The organism is Oceanobacillus kapialis, from assembly GCF_044790185.1.
In the GTDB taxonomy this organism is placed as follows: domain Bacteria; phylum Bacillota; class Bacilli; order Bacillales; family Amphibacillaceae; genus Oceanobacillus_B; species Oceanobacillus_B kapialis.
This window is the reverse complement of sequence record NZ_CP085256.1, coordinates 2,438,723-2,459,264: the sequence shown is the minus strand read 5'-3', so window position 1 is coordinate 2,459,264 and position 20,542 is coordinate 2,438,723. Positions and strand designations below refer to the sequence as shown.

The 20,542-nt window shown below is 38.4% G+C and carries 22 protein-coding genes and 1 riboswitch; of the genes, 16 read left to right on the top strand and 6 right to left on the bottom strand.

Going from position 1 to position 20,542, the window contains the following annotated elements; genetic code table 11:
* Window positions 1–12: 12 nt before the first annotated feature.
* On the bottom strand, window positions 13–1,029 hold the full coding sequence (locus LG273_RS12840) for an aromatic acid exporter family protein (protein WP_404454150.1): 1,017 nt from the start codon (window positions 1,027–1,029) through the stop codon (window positions 13–15).
* A 405-nt stretch (window positions 1,030–1,434) separates the two neighbouring features.
* On the opposite strand from LG273_RS12840, the gene LG273_RS12835 reads away from it, so the two are divergent.
* From LG273_RS12835 to LG273_RS12810, 6 genes are all read left to right on the top strand, one after another.
* The gene (locus LG273_RS12835; RefSeq protein WP_404454147.1) at window positions 1,435–2,694 is read left to right on the top strand and encodes an NlpC/P60 family protein; all 1,260 of its coding nucleotides are present in this window, start codon (window positions 1,435–1,437) and stop codon (window positions 2,692–2,694) included.
* A 185-nt stretch (window positions 2,695–2,879) separates the two neighbouring features.
* Window positions 2,880–3,470, top strand: a complete 591-nt coding sequence (locus LG273_RS12830) for a nitroreductase family protein (protein ID WP_404454145.1) — start codon at window positions 2,880–2,882, stop codon at window positions 3,468–3,470.
* Window positions 3,471–3,658: 188 nt separating this feature from the next.
* On the top strand, window positions 3,659–4,603 hold the full coding sequence (locus tag LG273_RS12825) for an AAA family ATPase (protein ID WP_404454143.1): 945 nt from the start codon (window positions 3,659–3,661) through the stop codon (window positions 4,601–4,603).
* Complete coding sequence (locus tag LG273_RS12820) at window positions 4,600–5,817, top strand: DUF58 domain-containing protein (protein WP_404454141.1); 1,218 nt, start codon at window positions 4,600–4,602, stop codon at window positions 5,815–5,817. Before LG273_RS12825 ends, LG273_RS12820 begins: the two co-directional genes overlap by 4 nt.
* Window positions 5,807–6,997 (top strand): hypothetical protein, encoded by a 1,191-nt coding sequence (locus LG273_RS12815; RefSeq protein WP_404454138.1) that lies wholly within the window; start codon window positions 5,807–5,809, stop codon window positions 6,995–6,997. Before LG273_RS12820 ends, LG273_RS12815 begins: the two co-directional genes overlap by 11 nt.
* A gap of 192 nt (window positions 6,998–7,189) precedes the next feature.
* A complete protein-coding gene (locus LG273_RS12810; protein ID WP_404454136.1) occupies window positions 7,190–7,975 on the top strand; it encodes a VLRF1 family aeRF1-type release factor in 786 nt (261 codons plus the stop codon).
* A 128-nt stretch (window positions 7,976–8,103) separates the two neighbouring features.
* On the opposite strand, the gene LG273_RS12805 is transcribed toward LG273_RS12810, so the two are convergent.
* Genes LG273_RS12805 through LG273_RS12785 form a run of 5 tightly spaced genes read right to left on the bottom strand, consistent with a single transcriptional unit; the run spans window position 8,104 to window position 10,866 of the window.
* Window positions 8,104–8,448: a fluoride efflux transporter FluC gene (locus LG273_RS12805; RefSeq protein ID WP_404454134.1), complete on the bottom strand. Its 345-nt coding sequence runs from the start codon at window positions 8,446–8,448 to the stop codon at window positions 8,104–8,106.
* Window positions 8,445–8,840 (bottom strand): fluoride efflux transporter FluC, encoded by a 396-nt coding sequence (locus LG273_RS12800; protein WP_404454132.1) that lies wholly within the window; start codon window positions 8,838–8,840, stop codon window positions 8,445–8,447. The genes LG273_RS12805 and LG273_RS12800 overlap by 4 nt, the downstream gene beginning before the upstream one ends.
* A 1-nt stretch (window position 8,841) precedes the next feature.
* A complete protein-coding gene (locus tag LG273_RS12795; RefSeq protein ID WP_379561807.1) occupies window positions 8,842–9,249 on the bottom strand; it encodes a Fur family transcriptional regulator in 408 nt (135 codons plus the stop codon).
* Window positions 9,249–10,097 carry a metal ABC transporter permease gene (locus LG273_RS12790; RefSeq protein WP_379561806.1) on the bottom strand — a complete coding sequence of 283 codons (849 nt, stop codon included), beginning with the start codon at window positions 10,095–10,097 and terminating at the stop codon, window positions 9,249–9,251. The genes LG273_RS12795 and LG273_RS12790 overlap by 1 nt, the downstream gene beginning before the upstream one ends.
* A 13-nt stretch (window positions 10,098–10,110) precedes the next feature.
* On the bottom strand, window positions 10,111–10,866 hold the full coding sequence (locus tag LG273_RS12785) for a metal ABC transporter ATP-binding protein (protein WP_404454128.1): 756 nt from the start codon (window positions 10,864–10,866) through the stop codon (window positions 10,111–10,113).
* Between the two features lie 333 nt (window positions 10,867–11,199).
* On the opposite strand from LG273_RS12785, the gene LG273_RS12780 reads away from it, so the two are divergent.
* The 10 genes from LG273_RS12780 to LG273_RS12735 all read left to right on the top strand — a co-directional run bounded on the left by LG273_RS12780 (window position 11,200) and on the right by LG273_RS12735 (window position 20,431).
* Window positions 11,200–11,406 (top strand): cation transporter, encoded by a 207-nt coding sequence (locus LG273_RS12780; protein WP_379561804.1) that lies wholly within the window; start codon window positions 11,200–11,202, stop codon window positions 11,404–11,406.
* A 189-nt stretch (window positions 11,407–11,595) separates the two neighbouring features.
* Entirely contained in the window at window positions 11,596–12,513 is a 918-nt protein-coding gene (locus LG273_RS12775) for a proline dehydrogenase family protein (protein WP_404454124.1), read from the top strand.
* Window positions 12,514–12,739: 226 nt separating this feature from the next.
* Window positions 12,740–15,139 (top strand): 3-hydroxyacyl-CoA dehydrogenase NAD-binding domain-containing protein, encoded by a 2,400-nt coding sequence (locus tag LG273_RS12770; protein WP_404454121.1) that lies wholly within the window; start codon window positions 12,740–12,742, stop codon window positions 15,137–15,139.
* A gap of 18 nt (window positions 15,140–15,157) precedes the next feature.
* Complete coding sequence (locus LG273_RS12765) at window positions 15,158–16,333, top strand: acetyl-CoA C-acetyltransferase (protein ID WP_379561801.1); 1,176 nt, start codon at window positions 15,158–15,160, stop codon at window positions 16,331–16,333.
* 42 nt (window positions 16,334–16,375) lie between these two features.
* Window positions 16,376–18,160, top strand: coding sequence for an acyl-CoA dehydrogenase family protein (locus LG273_RS12760; protein ID WP_404454118.1), 1,785 nt, complete (start codon window positions 16,376–16,378; stop codon window positions 18,158–18,160).
* Between the two features lie 313 nt (window positions 18,161–18,473).
* On the top strand, window positions 18,474–18,833 hold the full coding sequence (locus LG273_RS12755; protein ID WP_379561798.1) for an arsenate reductase family protein: 360 nt from the start codon (window positions 18,474–18,476) through the stop codon (window positions 18,831–18,833).
* Between the two features lie 74 nt (window positions 18,834–18,907).
* Window positions 18,908–19,294: a glycine cleavage system protein GcvH gene (gcvH, locus tag LG273_RS12750; protein ID WP_404454115.1), complete on the top strand. Its 387-nt coding sequence runs from the start codon at window positions 18,908–18,910 to the stop codon at window positions 19,292–19,294.
* A 133-nt stretch (window positions 19,295–19,427) separates the two neighbouring features.
* Entirely contained in the window at window positions 19,428–19,781 is a 354-nt protein-coding gene (locus tag LG273_RS12745) for a toprim domain-containing protein (RefSeq protein ID WP_379561796.1), read from the top strand.
* Window positions 19,782–19,803: 22 nt separating this feature from the next.
* Window positions 19,804–20,118 (top strand): thioredoxin family protein, encoded by a 315-nt coding sequence (locus tag LG273_RS12740; protein WP_379561795.1) that lies wholly within the window; start codon window positions 19,804–19,806, stop codon window positions 20,116–20,118.
* Window positions 20,119–20,197: 79 nt separating this feature from the next.
* Window positions 20,198–20,312: riboswitch (SAM riboswitch) on the top strand.
* Window positions 20,306–20,431 (top strand): hypothetical protein, encoded by a 126-nt coding sequence (locus tag LG273_RS12735; RefSeq protein WP_404454110.1) that lies wholly within the window; start codon window positions 20,306–20,308, stop codon window positions 20,429–20,431. It overlaps the preceding riboswitch by 7 nt.
* Window positions 20,432–20,542 lie beyond the last annotated feature (111 nt).

The window sequence follows — 20,542 nt, the reverse complement described above, 5'->3', positions numbered from 1 at the left end:
CTTTTGTTTTTTCTATTTTATAGCATAATAGCGGTCAACCTGATTATAAATGGAGACAAGTTCATATAAAATGATTAATTCAGGTGGAAAGCTAGTAGGATGGTTTTGATTGCCCCTTGTAATTTCTTCATTATCCTCCCAAAAAATTTCTGTAAGCTGTCTCAAGTGTTGTGCATGCTTGTCAGCCTTATAATGACGAGCGTCCTTAAGCCCCTCAGCAAGTTCCTTCACAGAATATAAGATAATCGCTCGTTCATCATTCGTCCATGACAAGCTTGTTAGCGGAGTATTAATCAAATTATCGACATGATAATGAATTAGCTTAAGATTGACGAGCTGTTTTTGCATATGCTGGAATTCACTTTTTTCCTTTCCGACAAGTGGATGAAATTTCGCTTCTTCTTTTTGAAAACGAACGAGGGTTTCAGCCTGGTGAATTGCATCGTCCAGCTGGTCAACTTTTCTATTTTTTTCATTTTCTTCATTACTATTTCCCTCTAGTATAGTTGAAAATACTTCCTCAATTGCAATTCCGGTTTGATAGGCCATACGTTGTATACTATTCGATATATTTTTAGTGTAATCAGGTGGTAGAATAAACATGTTTACAAGCGTGGAAACAATCAATCCAATGGACGTTGTACCAAGACGAATCAGAAACGATATGAAATAGTTACTGTGTATGACTTCAATCATAGCTACCGCAGTAAGCGTAGCTACTAGTAAACCTGCGTAAAGTTTGAGACGAAAACAGGTAACGATGGTAAACATGGCTGCTAGAGTGTAAGTAAGAGGTGAATTTCCAAACAAGGAAATGAAAAGGACTGCATAAGCAGACCCAATTGCAGAGGCTGGAAACCTAACTAGCCCCTTTTTTATGGAATCCGAAACAGTAGGTTCAATGGTAACGATGGCTGTAATAACAGCGAACACTGCTGGCCAATTTAACCACTGACAAATTAATGCAGTAATAAAAATAGCAACTCCTGTTTTTACGACACGGCTGCCTACAAAATGTAACTTTTTCATTTTAACTTCCTCCAAAAGCATTGCACGATCGCTATAAGTCCTATCCTTATTCTAACATAACCAATAAGTGGAATAGAAATGTAGTAGAAAGAGACTATCTTTCTAGTATAGTCAATGTAAATTTTAATAGATTCTGAATAAAAAAGTTGCTGTAAGTATTGCACGAAAAAATGTAGGAAACTGTTGTTTTATTAGGGTTGGGCCCATATATAACTATAGAAAAGGTCCTTTCATGTCACATTTGAAATATAATTGTAATATTTCTCTAACACGCTTGAAACTTTCAGGTGTTATACTTCGAATTACCTAAGATAGTAACTTACATAGAAAATGAATATATTTTCACATCACTGCTACATAACAAGTTTAGTAAACGCATATGTGATAGGGAAGCGGGGAAGAAAGTTGAAAAAGACAGTAATGACAATATCCACAGTGGCTGTTGTTGGTTTAGGTAGTGCATTTTTCAGTACAGATGCCCATGCAGAGTCCGTTGATGTCTTAAAAGACAAGCAATCTCAGATTCAAGAAGATCGTGAAGAAATTAAAGCAGATCTATCAGAAGCTGAAAGCAAGATTGCAGATGTATTGATAGATTTAGAAGAGCTAAACAAAGAGATTGAACGTAATAACGAGGCAATGGCTAAGAACGAAGAAAAAATGAATAGCACAGAAAAAGATATTGAAGCAACAAAAGAAAAAGTATCCGAATTGGAAGACGAAATTGCAGTACTGGAAGATGCGATTGAGGAGCGCTACGAAATTCTAAAAGAGCGTGTTAAATCCTTCCAAAAAAGTGGCGGAGATATTAGCTATCTTGAAGTAGTTTTCGGTGCTAAAAGTTTTGGAGATTTCATTAACCGTGTGAGTGCAGTAAACAAAATCACTGAATCAGATACAAAGTTAATGGAAAAACAAGAGGCTGATAAAAAAGCTGTAGAAAAGAAAAAAGAAGAAGTTGTTACAAAACTAGATGAATTGAAAGAAATGAAAGTAGAGCTAGAAGGTATGCTAGCACTTATCAAGGACCAAAAAGAAGCTAACAAAGAGAAGAAAGCATCTTTAAAAGATAAGAAGGAAGAACTCGTTACGATGAAAGAGGAGTTACAAGTAAAAGATAGTGACTTGGCTTCATTAGAACGTGATGTGAAACAAAGCATCGAGGATGCAACTGCTCCTGTAGTCGTACAAACATCACAAGAAACTAGTAATTCCGATAGCGGTAGTGAATCTAATGGTGGAAACCTATCAACTTTAAGTAGTGAAAAGAAATCCACTTCAACAGTTAAAGGAAATGGCAACATAAGCACTGCAATAAATGCAGGATATCAGTATCTTGGACGTCCATATGTATGGGGCGGAAAATCACCAAACCCTGGATTTGATTGTTCAGGATTTGTATCATGGGCTTTCGCTCAAGCTGGAATCTCCATTCCATCCAGCACATCTGCTTTGCAAGGTGTAGGAACAAGTGTATCTTACAGCCAAGCGCAGCCTGGAGATCTTGTTTTCTTTAATACGTATAAAACAAACGGACATGTTGGAATTTACCTTGGAAACGGGAAATTCATCGGAGCCCAAAGTTCTACTGGTCTAGCAGTTGCAGATATGACAAGCGGCTACTGGAAAGATACTTTTGCTGGTCATGTACGTCGTGTAAATTAATTTTCAAAAATCCATCCTACGGGGTGGATTTTTTTGTGTTGAAAATTAGAATAATAGCTTTCTACTTATACTAATTATTACCCTATCTACCATTTGATAAACCTTTTACGAGCAGATATTTTTTATCCCAAATTGAATAGCGATATAATAAGAGAGACATAAATTATAAATGGAGGCAACAGTCTATGACAGATGTTAATCAATTTAGAAAAGCTTCTTATTCCATTGATCCTATTTACATAAAGCGATGGTCACCTAGAGCTTTTTCAGATCAAAAAGTATCACAAGAAACGCTTAATAGTTTATTTGAAGCTGCTAGGTGGGCTCCTTCTGCTGCAAATGTTCAGCCTTGGAGATTTGTCTTTGCTTCTGACGAAAGTGACAAAGAAAAGTTCTTATCATTTATAAATGAGGGCAATGTAGCATGGTGTAAAAATGCCCCTGTCTTAATTGCCATTATCTCAAAGGTAAAAGAAGAACGCTTTGGGGGAAATAACCCTGCCCATGCCTTTGATACAGGAACAGCTTGGGGCTTTCTAGCATTGGAAGCTGCTCGAAAAGGCTTAATCACACATGCAATGGGTGGCTTTAATAAAGAGAAAGCAAAAGATGTATTAGCTATTCCTGATGCTTATCAAGTACACGCGATTGTGGCACTTGGTTATCAAGGAGAGAAAGAAAGCCTGGAAGAAGCTTATCAAAATAGAGAAGTACCATCCAACAGAAACGAAGTAGAAAGCTTTGTATCAGAAGGAACCTTTGATGAGAAATTATAGGAGCATTTAAAGAGAAAGTTGACAACAGCCGGAGGATTAATAAATCTTTTGGCTGTTTTTAATAGAAAGAACATCATCTTTAAAAAGTTTAAATATGCTATTTTTTCAGATTTTTGACACCGATTTCCACTTAAATACGTTATACTAGGATAAAAGAAATTTAACTATGATTTAGGGGGAAAAATAGGATGGATCAATTAATCAGAGCAAGGGAAGATGTAAATAAAGTAATTTACGGAAAAGAAGAGGTTGTTGATTTGTTATTTGTTGCGCTTCTTGCTCAAGGTCATGTTTTACTGGAAAGTGTTCCTGGGACCGGGAAAACAAAGCTTGCCAAAAGTTTTGCTAAGGTGATGGATGGGGCATTTAGTCGCGTGCAGTTTACTCCAGATGTGTTACCTAGTGATATTACAGGAATACGTTTTTTTAACCCAAAAGAGCAGGAATTTGAATTACGCATAGGACCAATTGCTACGAATGTGTTACTTGCTGACGAAATTAACCGTGCCACGCCAAAAACACAATCAAGCTTACTTGAGGCGATGGAGGAAAAGCAAACTACTGTTGATGGAGAAACTATTAAAATTAATTCCCCATTTGTTGTTATTGCAACCCAAAATCCCGTAGAAAGTAACTATGGAACATTTCCATTGCCTGAAGCTCAGCTAGATCGATTCCTATTTAAACTAGATTTAGGGTATCCTTCTATCGAGGAAGAAAAGAGAATTTTAAATACATATAGAAGAACGGATCCATATGATGCTGTAGAGGCTTCTTTATCTATCGAGAATGTACGAGAATTACAAGATCAAATTCAACTAGTAACCATTTCTGACGTTGTGGCAGATTATTTACTGGCACTGGTACATACGTCAAGAGAACATGCTGACGTAGAGCTTGGTATTAGTCCACGTGGGATGCTCGCATTAATGCGAGCGAGTCAAGCTTATGCTTTTATGAAAAACAGAAATTATGTGACACCACAGGATATTAAAACGCTTGTCCCTTTTGTGTTTGAGCATCGTCTTATTCTATCAATGGAAGGCTCAATTAAAAAAACGGCAAAGGACGTTGTGAAAGAGATTATTCACGCCACGCAAGTTCCAGTTGAAGAAGGAGCAGTTGTGGAATGATGTGGCAACGAGACCATTTAATAGAGGGGAAAGCTGGCTATGATTATGCGCTCGTAGCGATTGTGCTTTTAACATTATTAGGTGTCTTTCTACAAAATAGTCTATCTTTTTTAGGAGTCGGTTTGTTTATCGCCTATTTAATTGTATTCAGATGGTATGATCGTGAAATCGGCAAAAAGGTAGCCTTAGAGAATCCAAGAAGGACAATTAAGTTATTTCCTGATGAAACATCCAATCTAACATTAGATCTTGAGAACCACTCTGTATTCCCGATGATTAACGGTAATTTAGAGCTACAAATGGGTCCGGCGGTACAAGCATATGAACATACGATCAATGAAAAGGCGTATTGGCGTCAATTTAAAATACCGTTGTCCATCTTGCGTAAACGTAAAACCCATTTAAACATCCCTATTGTTGCTAAGCAACGGGGTGTAGCAAAGGTTCATCATATTCGCTACTATTTTCCTCATTTGTTTCATTTTAGTGTGGCTATGATTAAATATACACCAATTTATCGTACGGAATTTGTAGTCTTTCCGAAGCTAATAGAGGTAAAAGGGGCCGAAGCTATCTTTAAAATGTTGCCTGGTAAAGGAAGGTTTCCTTATTCTCCATTTGAAGATATACAAAGTCCATTAGGGACTAGAGAATATCATTATAGTGATCCTTTTCACAGAATTAATTGGAATGCTTCTGTCAAAACCCAACAACTTCAGACAAATGTATATGAGCGGGAGATCGATCAATCCTTTGTGTTCCTAGTAAACATAGGGAAATCTAAGCTCCAGGATATGGTGCAAACCAATCAAAACATGGAAACACTGCTCTCCTATACCGCATATTTGTGTAAGGTGGCTACTGAAAAGGATATCCCATTTGAGGTCTTTATCAATAGCAGAAGACCTGGTAAGATTCCTGTTCTTCATATAGGTGAGGGAGAAGGAAAAAAACATTATGCAACAGCATTAGAGATGCTTGCCAGAATTCATAAACAATCCCTGGTTTTTCCTTTTGACAAAATGCTCTTTAACATTGGACACCAACTTACAAATCAGAAAACATGCATCATTATTGGAGAGCTAACAGAAGAAACGTTAACTATCTTAAAAAATTGGGAGAAAAAGAATTTTACTGTGTTCCATGTGCCATATGCTGAGGGAGCTTCCATGGTAAGGCAAATAGGACGGGAGGTGCTAGCAAGTGCTAAATAGTCATGCTGTCACTCGTTATGCTTACCATTTTTTAAGTGAAGCACTAATACTATTTATGGTGTTACTTCCTTTTTTACACCATCGTCACATGTGGGTTCCGTATTGGAGCTACCTTACAATTTTATTAATAACATGTGTATTGTTTAGTTTAATGACGATGTATATTACAAATTATGTTGTTTATATGGCAATAGCTCCCATAATGGCAGGTGTATTTTATTTCCTCGATTATCCGCTATTTTACTCTGTGTTGTTCAGCGTTTTTTTTGTATGGCGATATATCATGATACGCAAAGAAGACATTATTAGCAGGGAAAGCAGCTATATACTCATTACGTTAATGTTAATGGTGGTAATTGGTGTGGTAGTGCCGGATATAAAAGCAATGCTTTTACCCTTTCTCGTTATTTTAATAAACGTAATTGGCTTTCTTTGGAGTCATCTTGGAGCACTATCTAAGAAAGAAAGAAAACAGGTGGATAAAAAATTAATTCCCGTATTTATTGCTATTTTAATTGCAGGTGCGATTTTTATTTATTTTACATACGATATCATTCGGTGGGCTATATCTGGCCTTTTCTTTGGAATTATATCGTTTCTCGGTGGATCGGCAAGCTGGTTTTCGAACCTGTTGCAGTTTATTCAAGTACCTGAACATGAATGGCCAGAGCAACAAAATGACATGCAAACAGGGGACGGTTTTTGGAACGAACTAGAGGACACCTCTACGATTGAACAAATAACGCCTTACCTTGTTGTAGCCGCCGGGATTACACTAGTCATCTTCATAATCATATTATTCGTGGTTTACTGGAAAAGGCGATTTCATAAACCAGCTGAGGAGCAAGAAGCTAATCCCAATATAACTTATAGTGAAATAGATAATAACGAGGGAATGGAGTTTGGAAAAACTAGACGTTTTAATAGATGGCTTAACAAACCGAAGCATCCTGTAAGAAAATTAGTTTACCAGTTTGAAAGAGAAGCGAAAAAAAATAACAAGGGAAGAAAGCATTATGAGACCCTGGAAGAATGGTTAAATAGGATAGAAATTAATGCAGATTTAGAAGTCTATCAGATGGTGAGGTACGGGGAAATCGAGCAGGTAAATGAAGATGATGTAATAAAACTGCGCAATGCCATTAAACAAGTTGACTTGCGTTTAGATCATGGCCAATAGAAATGCTTTGTTTAAAGAGGGGGGACAAGTTATGTCTTGCCCTCTTTATCGTTTGCCTTTACTATACTACAGGCATTTAGTACCTCATCCATACGATTATCGTCACTTTTTTGGATATATGTTTATCTGACGCAACTTAGGGTTAAACAGTACTAAGAATAGGACTAATTTATAAAGGAGTGCCGATAGTAGATGGATTATAATAAAGAAATTGAAAAGCTTGAGAATGTGAGAAGAGAAGGACAAAATAAAGTATTTACAATGTATCTAAATACAGACCCATCTGATCCGGAACAGCAGGGTGGAGAATGGAAAATTCATTTTAAAAATGGCCTACGCAACTTTGAGCAATATTTAGAGGAATCGGGCGATAAAGAAGAACGTAAGAACTTTCAACTAGTTAAACAGAAGGTAGAAAAGTTTGTAAAAGGAAACGAACAGGAATTTTTAAGAAGTGTTATCATTATAGCTACTGCTGACGAGGAAGTGTGGTTCGCCGACCGTGTGCAAATGCGGATGAAAACCGAGTTTTTCTGGCAGGAAACTCCTGAACTGACGCAGTTACGTGAATTGACAGAAACTTACCCTAAATCGGGTATCGTTCTTGTGCAGCAGGATGAAATTAAAGTTATTGAAGCTTATTTAAATGAAATTGAGGATACGGATTCCTATGAGCTTGATATAAATACAAATGATTGGCGAATTAAGAAAGGACCTAGACAAATACAAGGTGAAAATAATCAAAAAGATGACTTTAAAGCCCGATTCAACGCTAACAAGCAACGTTGGTACAAACAGATTGCACCTAAGCTTGATAAGCGTGCAAAAGACCATGGTTGGGAAAAAATATTCGTTGTCGGGGAGCCAGATCCTGCCAATGCACTAACAGAGCAATTAAATAAGCCTGTTGAAAAGGTAGTTCAAAAAAACATGCTTGATCACGAAGAATCTAAAGTATTAGAAGAAGTGTTTAGGTAAAAATCAATAAATTTTAATAGAAGATGAAAAATCATTTTATAAAAAAGCCAGGTGTTTTCTCGATGTTTCGTAGTGAACCGAGAAATTGCCTGGCTATTCTATTATGTAAAAATATGCTCTACTTCCATTTAATTAAGAAAATATAGAATGACAGCAGCTGAAGCTATAGAGACGAACAGGGAGCTTACTATATAAAATAAAGCCTTTTTATAGTGTTTCTCCATCATGAACTGTAACACGTCATTGCTAAAAGTAGAGAAAGTGGTAAATGCTCCACAAAACCCGATTCCTGCGAAAGACCATATCTGATCCGTAATGTTTCCTTGTTCATGCTCGTGAAATAAAAACGCAAGCAGCATCGAACCGAGGACGTTAACAATCCAGGTCCCAGCAAACCGTTTCGTTACATATTGTCCAATCGCATAGCGGAGAATACTTCCGAAGAAACCGCCAAAAGCAACTGCTACCATCATATAGTGGATCGCTCCAATCGATAGGCAAGTTTTACACCGAGGAAGCAGCAGGCTATGCCAGCGGTTATACTTATAAATACATAAACAGCTGCAAGAATTGGTAGATTACGCCATAAAGTAATGGTTTCTAACGCAAGCGTTGAAAAAGTAGTAAAAGCTCCAATCATTCCAACTGTAAATGCGTTGAGAATAATTGGAGTTACATGTCTTTTTATAAGCTTTGTATGCAATAGAAAACTAAGCAAGAAACACCCTATTAAATTGGCAATAAGAGTTGGATAAGGGAAAGTTGGCTCCGCAAGAAATGTAAGAGAAATTGCATATCGTCCAACTGCTCCCAGCATTCCGCCTATTCCAATACTCACCATCATTTTCAACTTCATTGCTTTCATACTACTTACAAGCAGGGCAAAGGCCATAGATTTCAAACTTGTGACCTTCAATTTCATAATTATTTAAAGCAGCGTGCACAGCATCCATAGGACATACGGAAATTTCTTTGGTTCTTCCACAATCCTTACAAATAAAATGATGGTGATGATGATCCGTACAATTGAATCTAAAATGCTTTTCTCCATTTAATTCCGTTGTTTCGAGGATCCCCACATCATTATATAGATGGAGATTCCGGTAAACCGTATCAAAACTAATCCCATTGTATCTTTCTTCTAAATGCTTAATAAGCTCTTTCGCTGTTCTGTAACCATCAGCTTTAGAGAAAAAGGCAAGAATATCTTTTCGTTTTCCAGTCGTTTTATAGCCCTGCTGTTTTAAAATCTGTATCGCTTCTTCTATACTCATTAGGCTTCACTCACTTTCTTAGGCTTCCATGTTATTCGTTTCCAAGCAATAGATAAGAGTAAAATAATAATGGCAACCATTACAATCGTTCCGCCAGGTGGAATATTTAAATAATAACCTGATATTAATCCTATGATAACAGCTATTTCGCCAAAAACAATAGATAAAAACATCATTTGCTTAAATCCTCTAGCTAATCGCATGCTTGCTGCGACAGGGAGAGTCATTAGTGCTGAAACGAGTAATACCCCTACGATACGGATAGAAGCAGCAATAACAAGGGCGGTAAGCACAATGAATAATAAGTGAATTCGTTTAGCATGGATGCCTGATATTTTTGCGTGCTCCTCATCGAATGATAGAGTCACTAATTCTTTATAGAAAAGGGTAATAATCAGCACTATAAAGATCGTAATACCTATGATCGATAAGAAATCCTGCCTGCTTACAGCTGATACAGAACCAAATAAATAACTAAATAGTTCCGTGTTAAAGCCATCAGCTAAAGAGATAAAAATAAGACTAAGTCCGACTCCCCCAGATAAAATAATAGGAATTGCCAGCTCTTGATAAGCATGATATACACCACGCAGCTTTTCGATAAAAATAGATCCGATAACGGAAAAACCCATCCCTCCATAGAGAGGTGTTATCCCGATAGCAAATTTTTTGTCGAGAAATAAACCGAACGCAATACCTGCTAATGTAACATGTGATAGGGCATCAGCAAGGAGTGAAAGTCGTCTAACCACAATGAAGGTGCCTAGCAATGGTGCGATGATGCCTATTAGAATACCAGTTAAAAAAGTGTTTCGTAAAAATTCATATTCAAAAAAATCAGCTAGCATTTTCTTTCCTCCATTAGCGATCGTGTGTTACAAGGTTCACGGGATGTCCGTAAAGCTTTGATAGATCTTTTTCTGATAGTGATTTATATTCCTCCGAATTTCCATGAAAATGAAGGGTTGTATTTAAACAAGCAATATCGGTTGCATGCTCGGTCATCGTTCCAGTGTCATGTGTTACAAGGAGTAAAGTAATGCCATACTTTGTATTTAATTCATGGAGAAGCTCATAAAACCGTTGCACGTTCTCATAATCCACTCCAACTGTCGGCTCATCAAGTATGAGTAGCTCAGGGTTATTTACAAGCGCTCTTGCAATAAATACACGTTGCTGCTGACCACCAGATAGGTTACCGATGTTTTCATGGGCATAATCAAGCATGCCTACCTGGTCAATGGTGGATAGGATCTTTTCCTTGTGTTTTTTATTAAAAAACTTCAAGTACCCAACCTTTGCAGTTAACCCCATTGAGACTACCTCAAATACGGTAGCGGGAAATCCTTTGTTAAAAGAATTTGCCTTTTGAGAAACAAAGCCAATCTTATTCCAGTCCTTAAATTTGTCTCTCGGTTGTTGCAATAAATCGATGGAGCCTTTATCAGGGTCAATGAGCCCAAGTAGTAGTTTTATCAGAGTTGTTTTACCACCACCGTTTGGTCCAATAAGCCCCATAAAGGCTCCTTTAGGAATGGAAAAATTTATATCTGTTAGTACATTCTTTTGCTCATAGGCATATGATATATTTTGCATTCGAACAACTAAATTGTTCATGCTATTCCTTCTTTCTTTTACTATTCAGGTTTGTACATTGCCTTGTCTCATAGTATTTCCCTTCTGAGCACGAGGCAACCTATACTATAACATAAAATGAAAATGGTGCTTCTTCAATAATTTCTCTTCTTATTTTATATGAAGTACTGCAAAATGTAAATAAGAATGATTACGTTTTGGGTTTTATTCCGCCTACCGCCAGTAATGTTCCAATTCGTTCAACTACTATTTGGTGGGGAGAGAGAGGGAACCTCCAAATGAAGTTTCACTTTATATGTTTTATAGAAAGAAAAATAGGTTACATCTAAAGTAAGGAATAAAGGAGGCACTCACATGCAAACAACACTTGAAGTACAAGGAATGACAGGCGAGAAATGTGAGGAAAAGGTAAAGCATGCCTTGGAATCACTAAATGGCGTAACTGGTGTAGAGGTTCATGTAAACACGGGAACGGTTGACGTCATTTATGACAATGTAGAAGTTACCATTGCAGATATGCGTCACGCAATTGAAGCAGAAGGCTATCGCGTGGTAGCTTAAACATAGAGATTTCTTCTATATGTATCTATTAAATATGCTATAGGGCTGATCCTCAATGGAGGCAGCCCTTTCTTCTTATGAAGCTAGCAAAGTTAAAAATAACAAACTATATACGAAATACGACAAAAGATGGTAAAATAGTCTTAATCTTAACAAGAGAAAAATATTTTTTATTTGGGGGTAATCAGCTTGGAACAGCTTATGCGAAACTTCTTTTTATTTTTATCAAAAAATAAAACGCTAACAAAATTAGCGAAGAAATACGGGCTACGCTTTGGTGCTGCTCGTTTTGTTGCAGGTAGAGACATTGATAGTGCAGCAAAGAAAATTAAAGAGATCAATCAAGACGGCTATGTTGTGACTGTCGACCATCTTGGGGAATTTGTCGATAATGAGCGAGAAGCTAGAGAATCAGCAGAGGAATGCATTCATGCTATTCACACTATCGCTAATCAAAAATTAGACTCCCAACTTTCTTTAAAACTTACTTCGATGGGATTGGATATCTCACATGAATTGGTGATGGAAAATATGCATCGGATTCTTGAGGCAGGGAAAGAACACAATGTTACGGTCACCATTGATATGGAAGATTATGAGCGCTATGAAAAAACGATTCGTATATTCAAAGAGTTAAAACAAAAATACGAGAATTTAGGTACGGTTCTTCAAGCATATCTTTACCGCGTGGAAGAGGATATTGAAGACTTAAACACGTATAACCCATACCTGCGTCTTGTAAAAGGCGCCTATAAAGAGTCACCTGAGGTCGCATATCCCAACAAAAAAGATGTTGACGAGACGTACAAAAAAATAATTAAGCAAAATATTCTTTTAGGAAACTATACAGCTGTAGCTACACATGATGAAGAAATTATAGCGTATGTAAAGGAACTTGAAAAAGAACATCAATTGTCGAGAGACCAGTTTGAATTTCAAATGCTTTACGGCATACGGCTTGATCTTCAAAAGAAATTATTAGAAGAAGGATATACCATGCGTGTGTATGTTCCTTATGGCAAAGATTGGTATGGATATAATATGCGTCGCCTAGCTGAACGCCCTGCTAATGTTATGTTTGTTTTAAAAGGAGTTTTTAAGAAATAAATCCATATAGCCCTGTGTTCTCTCACAAGGAGAACCAGGGAACCTAGAGAATCCGAGTAGGTGAAGGGTGTTTATGAAGGAATAAGAACGAATCAAGTGGATTCTTTTTTCTCTTGCGAATTATCAGAATATCCTATATAGTTGTATGTAGATGGATAGGTAGCTATCTTTATTTTTAGCCACAAAAATGAATGAGTGTTCATTCAAACCTGATGGGGGAGATATTATGAAACAATCTATCAAGCGAGCAGCTGTTTTAGGTTCAGGAGTAATGGGATCAGGAATTGCTGCCCACTTGGCAAATTGCGGTATCCACACAATGATGCTCGATATCGTGCCAAAGGAATTAACAAAAGAAGAAGAGGCGAAAGGGCTAACACTAGAAGATAAGACGGTGCGCAATAGGATAGCCTCACAAAGTAAAAAAGCGTTATTGAAGCAAAAACCTGCTCCACATACTACTAAAAAGAACTTGGAATTAATTGAAGTTGGTAACTTGGAAGATGATATGGAAAGATTGGCAGAAGTTGATTGGATTGTGGAAGTGGTGGTGGAAAACCTTGCAGTTAAGAAAAAGGTATTTTCCCAGATTGACAAGGTTCGCAAACAGAATAGTATAGTAAGTTCCAACACCTCGGGTATTTCTGTGGAAAGAATGGCGGAGGATTGCTCGGATAGCTTTAAACAGCATTTCCTAGGCACTCACTTTTTCAACCCGCCTCGATACTTAAAATTATTGGAGATTATTCCAACCAAGCATACAGACCCAGCCATCCTCACCTATATGAAAAAATTTAGTGAAGATGTGTTAGGAAAAGGTGTCGTTGAGGCCAAAGATACGCCAAATTTTATTGCAAATAGGATTGGAACCTATGGATTACTTATCACCGTACGAAAAATGCTGGAGGGCGACTATAGTATTGGGGAGGTCGATTCTGTTACAGGACCGATGATTGGTCGGCCAAAAAGCGCCACCTTCCGTACATTAGATGTCGTAGGACTGGATACATTTTTTCACGTTGCTAAAAATGTATATGATCAAGTAGAAGGTGAAGAACGTGAAGTATTCGACGTTCCTGACTTTATGAAAAAGATGTTAGATAAGGGGTGGCTTGGTGCCAAGTCTGGACAAGGATTTTTCCTCAAGAAAAAGGGGCAGGATGGCAGCGAAATTCTTGAATTAAATACAGAAACACTTGAGTATGAGGAACGCAGAAAGTTAAAGTCACCTGCTATGGAAATGGCTAAGCAGGAAAAAGGAACCCGCAGGAAATTGAAAGCGCTTGTAAACGCTGAGGGAGATAGAGCAGGCGATCTTGTTTGGTCTGTTATAAAACCAGTTCTCTTATACTCTGCTAAACTGTGCGGTGAGATAGCGGACGATGTGTTATCCATAGACCAGGCAATGAAATGGGGCTTTGGTTGGGAATTAGGACCATTTGAAACATGGGACGCAATCGGAGTAGAAGTTGCAGTAAACAGAATGAAGCAGGAAGGAGAAGACATTCCGGAATGGGTAGAGAACATGCTGGCTCAAGGTGTTTCATCCTTTTATAAGCAAGAGAATGGATCCTTCTATTTCTACTATCAAGGTGACTATAAACAGCAGGAGTTTAATAAAAAAGAAATTCATTTAAAGAGCTTGAAAGAGAAAAATGGTGTTATTAAAAAGAATACTGGTGCTAGTTTAATAGATTTAGGAGATGGAGTCGCAGGGCTAGAATTTCACTCGCAAGGTAATGCCATTGGTCTTGATATTATCCAGATGATGAACTTTGCGCTAGAAGAAACAGAAAGAAATTATGAAGGGCTTGTCATCGGTAACCAAGGAAAGAACTTCTGTGTTGGTGCTAATCTTGCAATGATGCTCATGGAAGCACAGGATGACAATTTTATGGAACTAGACATAGTGGTTAGGCAATTCCAAAGCATGGCCATGCGTATAAAGTATGCTTCCAAGCCAGTTGTTGCTGCACCATTTAATATGGTTCTTGGCGGTGGAGCAGAAGTATCTCTCCCGGCAGCCGCCATGCAAGCTTCACCCGAGACTTATATCGGACTAGTAGAATTTGGGGTTGGCCTTATTCCTGGTGGTGGTGGAACAAAAGAATTGTACTTGAAGCAATTACGTAATCTTCCACAAGGAGTTAAGTTTGATTTAACCAAGGTGGCAAACGATGTGTTTGAAAAAGTAGCGATGGCTACGGTATCCAAATCAGCTGCTGAAGCAAGAGAGAATGGGTTCCTAGACCGCAAGGACGCTATCAGTGCAAACGCTGATCATCTTTTACATGACGCGAAAGAAAAGGTTCTTGTGTTAGCACGTGCAGGCTATCAAGCTCCTCTACCTGAAAAAATACCAGTCGTTGGGGATGCGGGTTATGGTGCTATGCTTTTAGGTGCTCAGAACCTGCAAAGGAGTGGTTATGCTTCTAAACATGACCTGAAAATAGCCGAGAAACTAGCATATGTATTATCTGGCGGACGTATAAAAGAAGGAACATTAGTAGACGAACAAGCGATCCTTGACCTGGAAAGAGAGGCATTTCTCAGCTTGATTGGGGAGCCATTAACCCAACAAAGAATGCAACACATGTTAGTGAAAGGCAAGCCGTTACGCAATTAATGTAGAGGGGGAAACAGTGTGAAGGAAGCAGTTATTGTAGCAGGGGCTCGTACTCCTGTGGGAAAAGCACATAAAGGTTCTCTAGCTGAAAGTCGTCCAGACGACCTGGCAGCTTTAACAATCAGGGAGACGCTAAAACGAGCTGGTAATTATGATGGGCCAATAGACGATGTGATTATAGGTTGTGCGATGCCAGAAGCAGAACAAGGGATGAATATGGCTCGTAATATAGCAGGATTGGCAGGCCTTAAACATGATGTACCTGGTATTACGGTGAACAGGTATTGCTCATCGGGTCTTCAAAGTATTGCATATGCTGCTGAACGCATCATGCTTGGAGCAAGTGAGGCGATTATTGCTGGTGGGGCAGAATCAATGAGCCTTATACCAATGGGTGGTCATGTCATTAAACCGAATACAAAACTGGTCAAGGAAGCTCCGGGATACTATATGGGAATGGGCCATACGGCGGAGGAAGTAGCAAATCGGTTCCATATTTCCAGGGAAGAACAGGATGCTTTCGCTGTAAGAAGTCATGAGCGTGCAGCGAACGCCATTCAAAATGGAAAGTTTTTCGAAGAGATTGTACCCGTAGAAATAGCAAAAAGAGTCTTCAACAAACAAAATAAGGTTGAAGAAAGGAAGCATATTTTTGAAATGGATGAGGGTGTAAGACCAGGTACTACAACAGAAGTGCTTGCAAAACTGCGACCTGCCTTTCATGTAAAAGGATCTGTAACAGCAGGGAATTCATCGCAAATGAGTGATGGCGCCGCGTCTGTTCTTGTCATGGATAGGGAAAAGGCACAGGCAGAAGGTCTGTCACCACTTGTGAAATTTCGTTCGTTTGCAGTTGCCGGAGTTGAACCGGAAATTATGGGAGTAGGGCCGGTAGAAGCTATACCTAAAGCAGTAAAACAGGCAGGCTTAGAGCTTTCTGATATCGGATTATACGAACTAAATGAAGCTTTTGCGGCACAGGCTGTTAGAGTAATCCATGCGCTTGACCTTGATGTGAACAAGGTAAATGTAAATGGTGGTGCTATTGCGTTAGGTCATCCGCTTGGAATGACAGGGACGAAGCTAACCTTAAGTCTTATTCATGAAATGAAACGAGAAAACATCCAATTTGGTGTTGTTACCATGTGTATTGGTGGTGGCATGGGTGCAGCTGGTGTCTTTGAACTTATTTAGCTTTGGTTATGAAATAATATCATAATAAGGGGGAAATGGATGATGAGTGAAACAAAGGATAAATTGTTTAAAGGTGGAGCATTTTTAGTAGAGGATTTAACAGCAGATGATATCATCACACCAGAAGATTTCACAGATGAGCATAAGATGATTGCAAAAACGACGGAAGACTTTGTTGTAGGTGAAGTACTCCCAAAGGTGGAAAACCTTGAAAACCATGAATTTGAATATTCTGTGGAATTACTTAAGAAAGCGGGAGAACTGGGACTTTTAGGGGCAGATGTTCCAGAAGCATACGGCGGACTCGCGCTCGATAAAATTAGCTCATCGTTAATTACAGAGAGATTTTCCAGAGCAGGTGGTTTTTCTGTTACCCACGGGGCACATGTAGGCATTGGCTCATTACCAATCGTATTTTTCGGGAATGAAGAGCAGAAGGAAAAATATTTACCGAAGTTAGCTAGTGGTGAATTACTTGCTGCCTACGCTTTAACAGAGCCGAGCTCCGGTTCAGATGCTTTAGGCGCAAAGGCAACGGCAACCTTAAATGAAGCGGGTACTCATTACATTCTAAATGGGGAAAAACAATGGATTACCAACTCTGCATTTGCCGATGTATTTGTAGTGTATGCGAAAATAGATGGCGAGCATTTTAGTGCATTTATTGTGGAGAGAGAATTTCCAGGTGTGTCAACAGGTCCTGAGGAGAAGAAGATGGGAATTAAGAGCTCTTCCACTCGTACACTAGTGTTAGAGGACGCCGAAGTGCCTGTAGAGAATTTGCTTGGGGAGAAAGGCCGCGGCCATGTCATTGCCTTTAATATTCTCAATGTGGGGAGATATAAGTTGGCTATTGGCGGTGTTGGCAGCTCAAAACGTGCATTTGAACTTGCGGTAAAATACACAAATGATCGAAAACAATTCCAAACACCGATCTCTAGCTTCTCTCTAACAAAGGAAAAGCTTGGAACAATGGCTGCAGAAATCTATGCAAATGAAAGTGCAGTTTACCGTACAGTTGGGCTATTTGAGCAACGGATGGGTGCTTTAACGGAAGAGCAGCTAAATGACGGAAGAGAAGTAGCCAGAGCTATTGCGGAATACCAAATTGAATGCTCAATGAATAAATACATGTGTACCGAATTATTGGATTACACAGCGGACGAAGCAGTTCAGCTTCATGGTGGTTACGGCTTTATGCAGGAATATGAAGTAGAGCGCATTTACCGTGATTCCCGGATTAACCGAATTTTTGAGGGTACAAATGAAATTAACCGACTGCTTGTACCAGGAACATTGTTGAAAAAAGCGATGAAAGGTGAACTTCCTTTATTGCAAAAGGCTCAAACGCTTCAAGAGGAATTAATGATGATGACGCCGGAGGAAGTGGGAGATGAGCCACTTGCACAAGAAAAATATTTACTGCGTAATGCCAAGAAAATGGTTTTACTTGGTGCAGGATTAGCGGCACAGAAATATATGAAAAAGCTCGATAGAGAACAGGAAATCCTTGTAAACCTTGCTGATATGACAGCAGAGGTCTACAACATGGAAGCGGCCATCTTGCGTACGGAAAAAGCGATAAACAATTCCGGGTTGGAAAAAAGTAATCTTAAGTTGGCATATACGCAGGTTTATGTGCAGGAAGCATTTAACCGAATTGAAGCAGATGCAAAGGAAACGTTAATTGCAGTTGAAGAAGGGGATACTTTAAGAACGATGCTTTCTTCATTAAGAAAGTTAACGCGTCACACCCCGACAAACGTTGTTGCCAAGAAAAGAGAAATTGCTGATCAACTGATTGAGGAAGAGAAGTATATTGTTTAATCGGTTATGCTAGAAGATTTTATTCATCCCCTTAACTTGCACTAAGACCCATGTGATCAACTGCCAGTTAAGGTCTGATTCGTACAACTAACATTTGGTGGGGGAGGAAGGGAAACACCCAACGAATGAAGATTCACTTTATACAAAAATGCCTTCGTAACAGAGAGACTTCAAATTCTAGCTGAGGAATTTGAAGTCTTTTTTTTAGTTTTTTCATAACAAATCAGAAGTTTTTTTCTAAGTTGTCTGGCTCGTCATTTTTATTCTAAATTTGCTATAATCTAATCAAAAGTAGATTAAGGTGGTTAGGCCAATGGCTCTTACATTTTATTGGTACCCGAACTGTGGTACTTGCAAGAAAGCAAAAAAGTGGCTAGAAGATCATGAAGTTTCTTATAATGCTGTTCATATTGTAGAGAACACGCCTTCTAAAGAAACAATTCTTGAACTAATCGATAAAAGCGATTTGCCAGCGAGGAAATTCTTTAACACGAGTGGCAAAAAATATCGAGAAGAAAATATAAAAGAAAAAATAGCAAATGCTTCTGACGAGGAGATGGCAGCCATCTTAGCATCAGACGGGATGCTCATTAAGCGGCCGATTGCTACAGATGGCCAAAAGGTTACCGTTGGTTTTAAGGAAGAAGTTTATCAGGAGACATGGCAATCTTAATTAAAAATTTTGACTAGAAAAATACAGTCGAATTAGGTTATAGTTAAGATGGATTACATATTGGAGGGATCACAATGAGCACACCGAAGGATTTATTATATTCAAAAGAGCATGAGTGGGTAAAAAAGGAAGATGGCAAGCTGCGTATTGGTATCACAGATTTTGCACAAGATGAACTTGGTGATATTGTGTTTGTAGAACTTCCAGAGGTTGGCGATGATTTAGAATTAAACGAACCATTCGGCAGTGTAGAATCGGTTAAAACCGTATCTGAATTATATGCTCCAGTTAGTGGGAAAGTAGTGGAAGTAAACGAAGATTTAGAGGATAGCCCTGAGTTTGTAAATGAATCCCCGTATGAAAAAGCCTGGATGGTAGTTGTAGAGCCATCTGATGACACGCAATTGGATGAACTTCTTAATGCGGATGCCTATGAGGCTTTACTTAACGACGAAGAATAGTAACGAAAATGGGAGGCTGACGTGCATCTTTCGAAAAGTTGTATAGTTGGCCTTCTTTTGTTCATATACTCTAATTAGGAAAAGATATTTATAAAAAACATCTTGCTTGATTTTTGAGGAGAGCTATGTAACCATGTCACATGAAAATGAGAAAGTAATTATAGTAGAGGGTTTAACAGATAAACGACAAGTTAAGAAAGTGATTACAGACGAAGTAACAATTGTTTGTACAAATGGAACACTTGGAGTGGAACGTCTTGATGAATTACTTGAGACGTATGAGCTTGACTATAAGGATGTTTACATTTTAGTGGACGAAGACTATTCAGGGAATAAGTTGCGAAAGCAGTTGGCAAGGGAACTCCCACATGCTGAACATATTTATGTGAGCAGTGAATACAGGGAGGTTGCCACGACACCTGAACAAGCACTTGCTACAGCACTGTTAAGCAAGAGGATAGCGGTTAACCCTCTATTTTTATTATGAGGCAGATTGGTTAGGTGATTTTGTGCAAGAAATAACAACGGAAACACTACAGAATGGAAATTATTTGCTTTATATTTATACTCCTTTTTGTGGTACGTGTGCATTAGCGAGGACGATGTTGGAAAAAATCGAACAAGTTCATAAGGAAACTATTTTTTATGAAATGAACGCCTCGCTTCACCCTGATTTTATGAGACAACAGCAAATTGAGAGCGTCCCTTGTCTTTTCATAATGAAAGACCATGAGATAAAGGAAAAGGTTTATGCGTTCCAATCTATTCCTAATATATACAATTATTTAATGGAGTATAAACCAGAGCTTTTTGTTAAAAATTAATCCGTAAAAGTTTTGTTGACACAAGGAATATTGCATGATATTATCAATTCTATCGTTTTAAATTGAATATAATTATTGACTCTTATCTTGAGCGGTGGAGGGACTGGCCCTATGAACCCGCGGCAACCTTCAACTAACATTATCTAGTTGAAAGGTGCCAATTCCTGCAAAGTGTAAACTTTGACAGATGAGGGAACATGAAGACGACTTACTACGTCATTCTGTTCTTTCAGAATGGCGTTTTTTTAATTTTGTATGGAAGGATGCAGCTAGGTCCCATTCCATCTATCTTATAAGCTACCGTGGTGTTTAACTTTCTTATATGGGCATACTATTGGCAAGTTTTCTCTTGAATGAGTTAGTCTTCGTCCAAAGACCTATAAGGATGCAACATAAGAGAGGTAGGGGAATCTACGCATTTTCT

Coding starts and splice junctions, on each gene's coding strand:
- LG273_RS12840 (WP_404454150.1), bottom strand. CDS start 1,029: ATGAAAAAGTTACATTTTGTAGGCAGCCGTGTCGTAAAAACAGGAGTT.
- LG273_RS12830 (WP_404454145.1), top strand. CDS start 2,880: ATGACAGATGTTAATCAATTTAGAAAAGCTTCTTATTCCATTGATCCT.
- LG273_RS12825 (WP_404454143.1), top strand. CDS start 3,659: ATGGATCAATTAATCAGAGCAAGGGAAGATGTAAATAAAGTAATTTAC.
- LG273_RS12820 (WP_404454141.1), top strand. CDS start 4,600: ATGATGTGGCAACGAGACCATTTAATAGAGGGGAAAGCTGGCTATGAT.
- LG273_RS12810 (WP_404454136.1), top strand. CDS start 7,190: ATGGATTATAATAAAGAAATTGAAAAGCTTGAGAATGTGAGAAGAGAA.
- LG273_RS12805 (WP_404454134.1), bottom strand. CDS start 8,448: ATGATGGTAGCAGTTGCTTTTGGCGGTTTCTTCGGAAGTATTCTCCGC.
- LG273_RS12800 (WP_404454132.1), bottom strand. CDS start 8,840: ATGAAAGCAATGAAGTTGAAAATGATGGTGAGTATTGGAATAGGCGGA.
- LG273_RS12795 (WP_379561807.1), bottom strand. CDS start 9,249: ATGAGTATAGAAGAAGCGATACAGATTTTAAAACAGCAGGGCTATAAA.
- LG273_RS12790 (WP_379561806.1), bottom strand. CDS start 10,097: ATGCTAGCTGATTTTTTTGAATATGAATTTTTACGAAACACTTTTTTA.
- LG273_RS12785 (WP_404454128.1), bottom strand. CDS start 10,866: ATGAACAATTTAGTTGTTCGAATGCAAAATATATCATATGCCTATGAG.
- LG273_RS12780 (WP_379561804.1), top strand. CDS start 11,200: ATGCAAACAACACTTGAAGTACAAGGAATGACAGGCGAGAAATGTGAG.
- LG273_RS12770 (WP_404454121.1), top strand. CDS start 12,740: ATGAAACAATCTATCAAGCGAGCAGCTGTTTTAGGTTCAGGAGTAATG.
- LG273_RS12760 (WP_404454118.1), top strand. CDS start 16,376: ATGAGTGAAACAAAGGATAAATTGTTTAAAGGTGGAGCATTTTTAGTA.
- LG273_RS12755 (WP_379561798.1), top strand. CDS start 18,474: ATGGCTCTTACATTTTATTGGTACCCGAACTGTGGTACTTGCAAGAAA.
- gcvH (WP_404454115.1), top strand. CDS start 18,908: ATGAGCACACCGAAGGATTTATTATATTCAAAAGAGCATGAGTGGGTA.
- LG273_RS12745 (WP_379561796.1), top strand. CDS start 19,428: ATGTCACATGAAAATGAGAAAGTAATTATAGTAGAGGGTTTAACAGAT.
- LG273_RS12735 (WP_404454110.1), top strand. CDS start 20,306: ATGAGGGAACATGAAGACGACTTACTACGTCATTCTGTTCTTTCAGAA.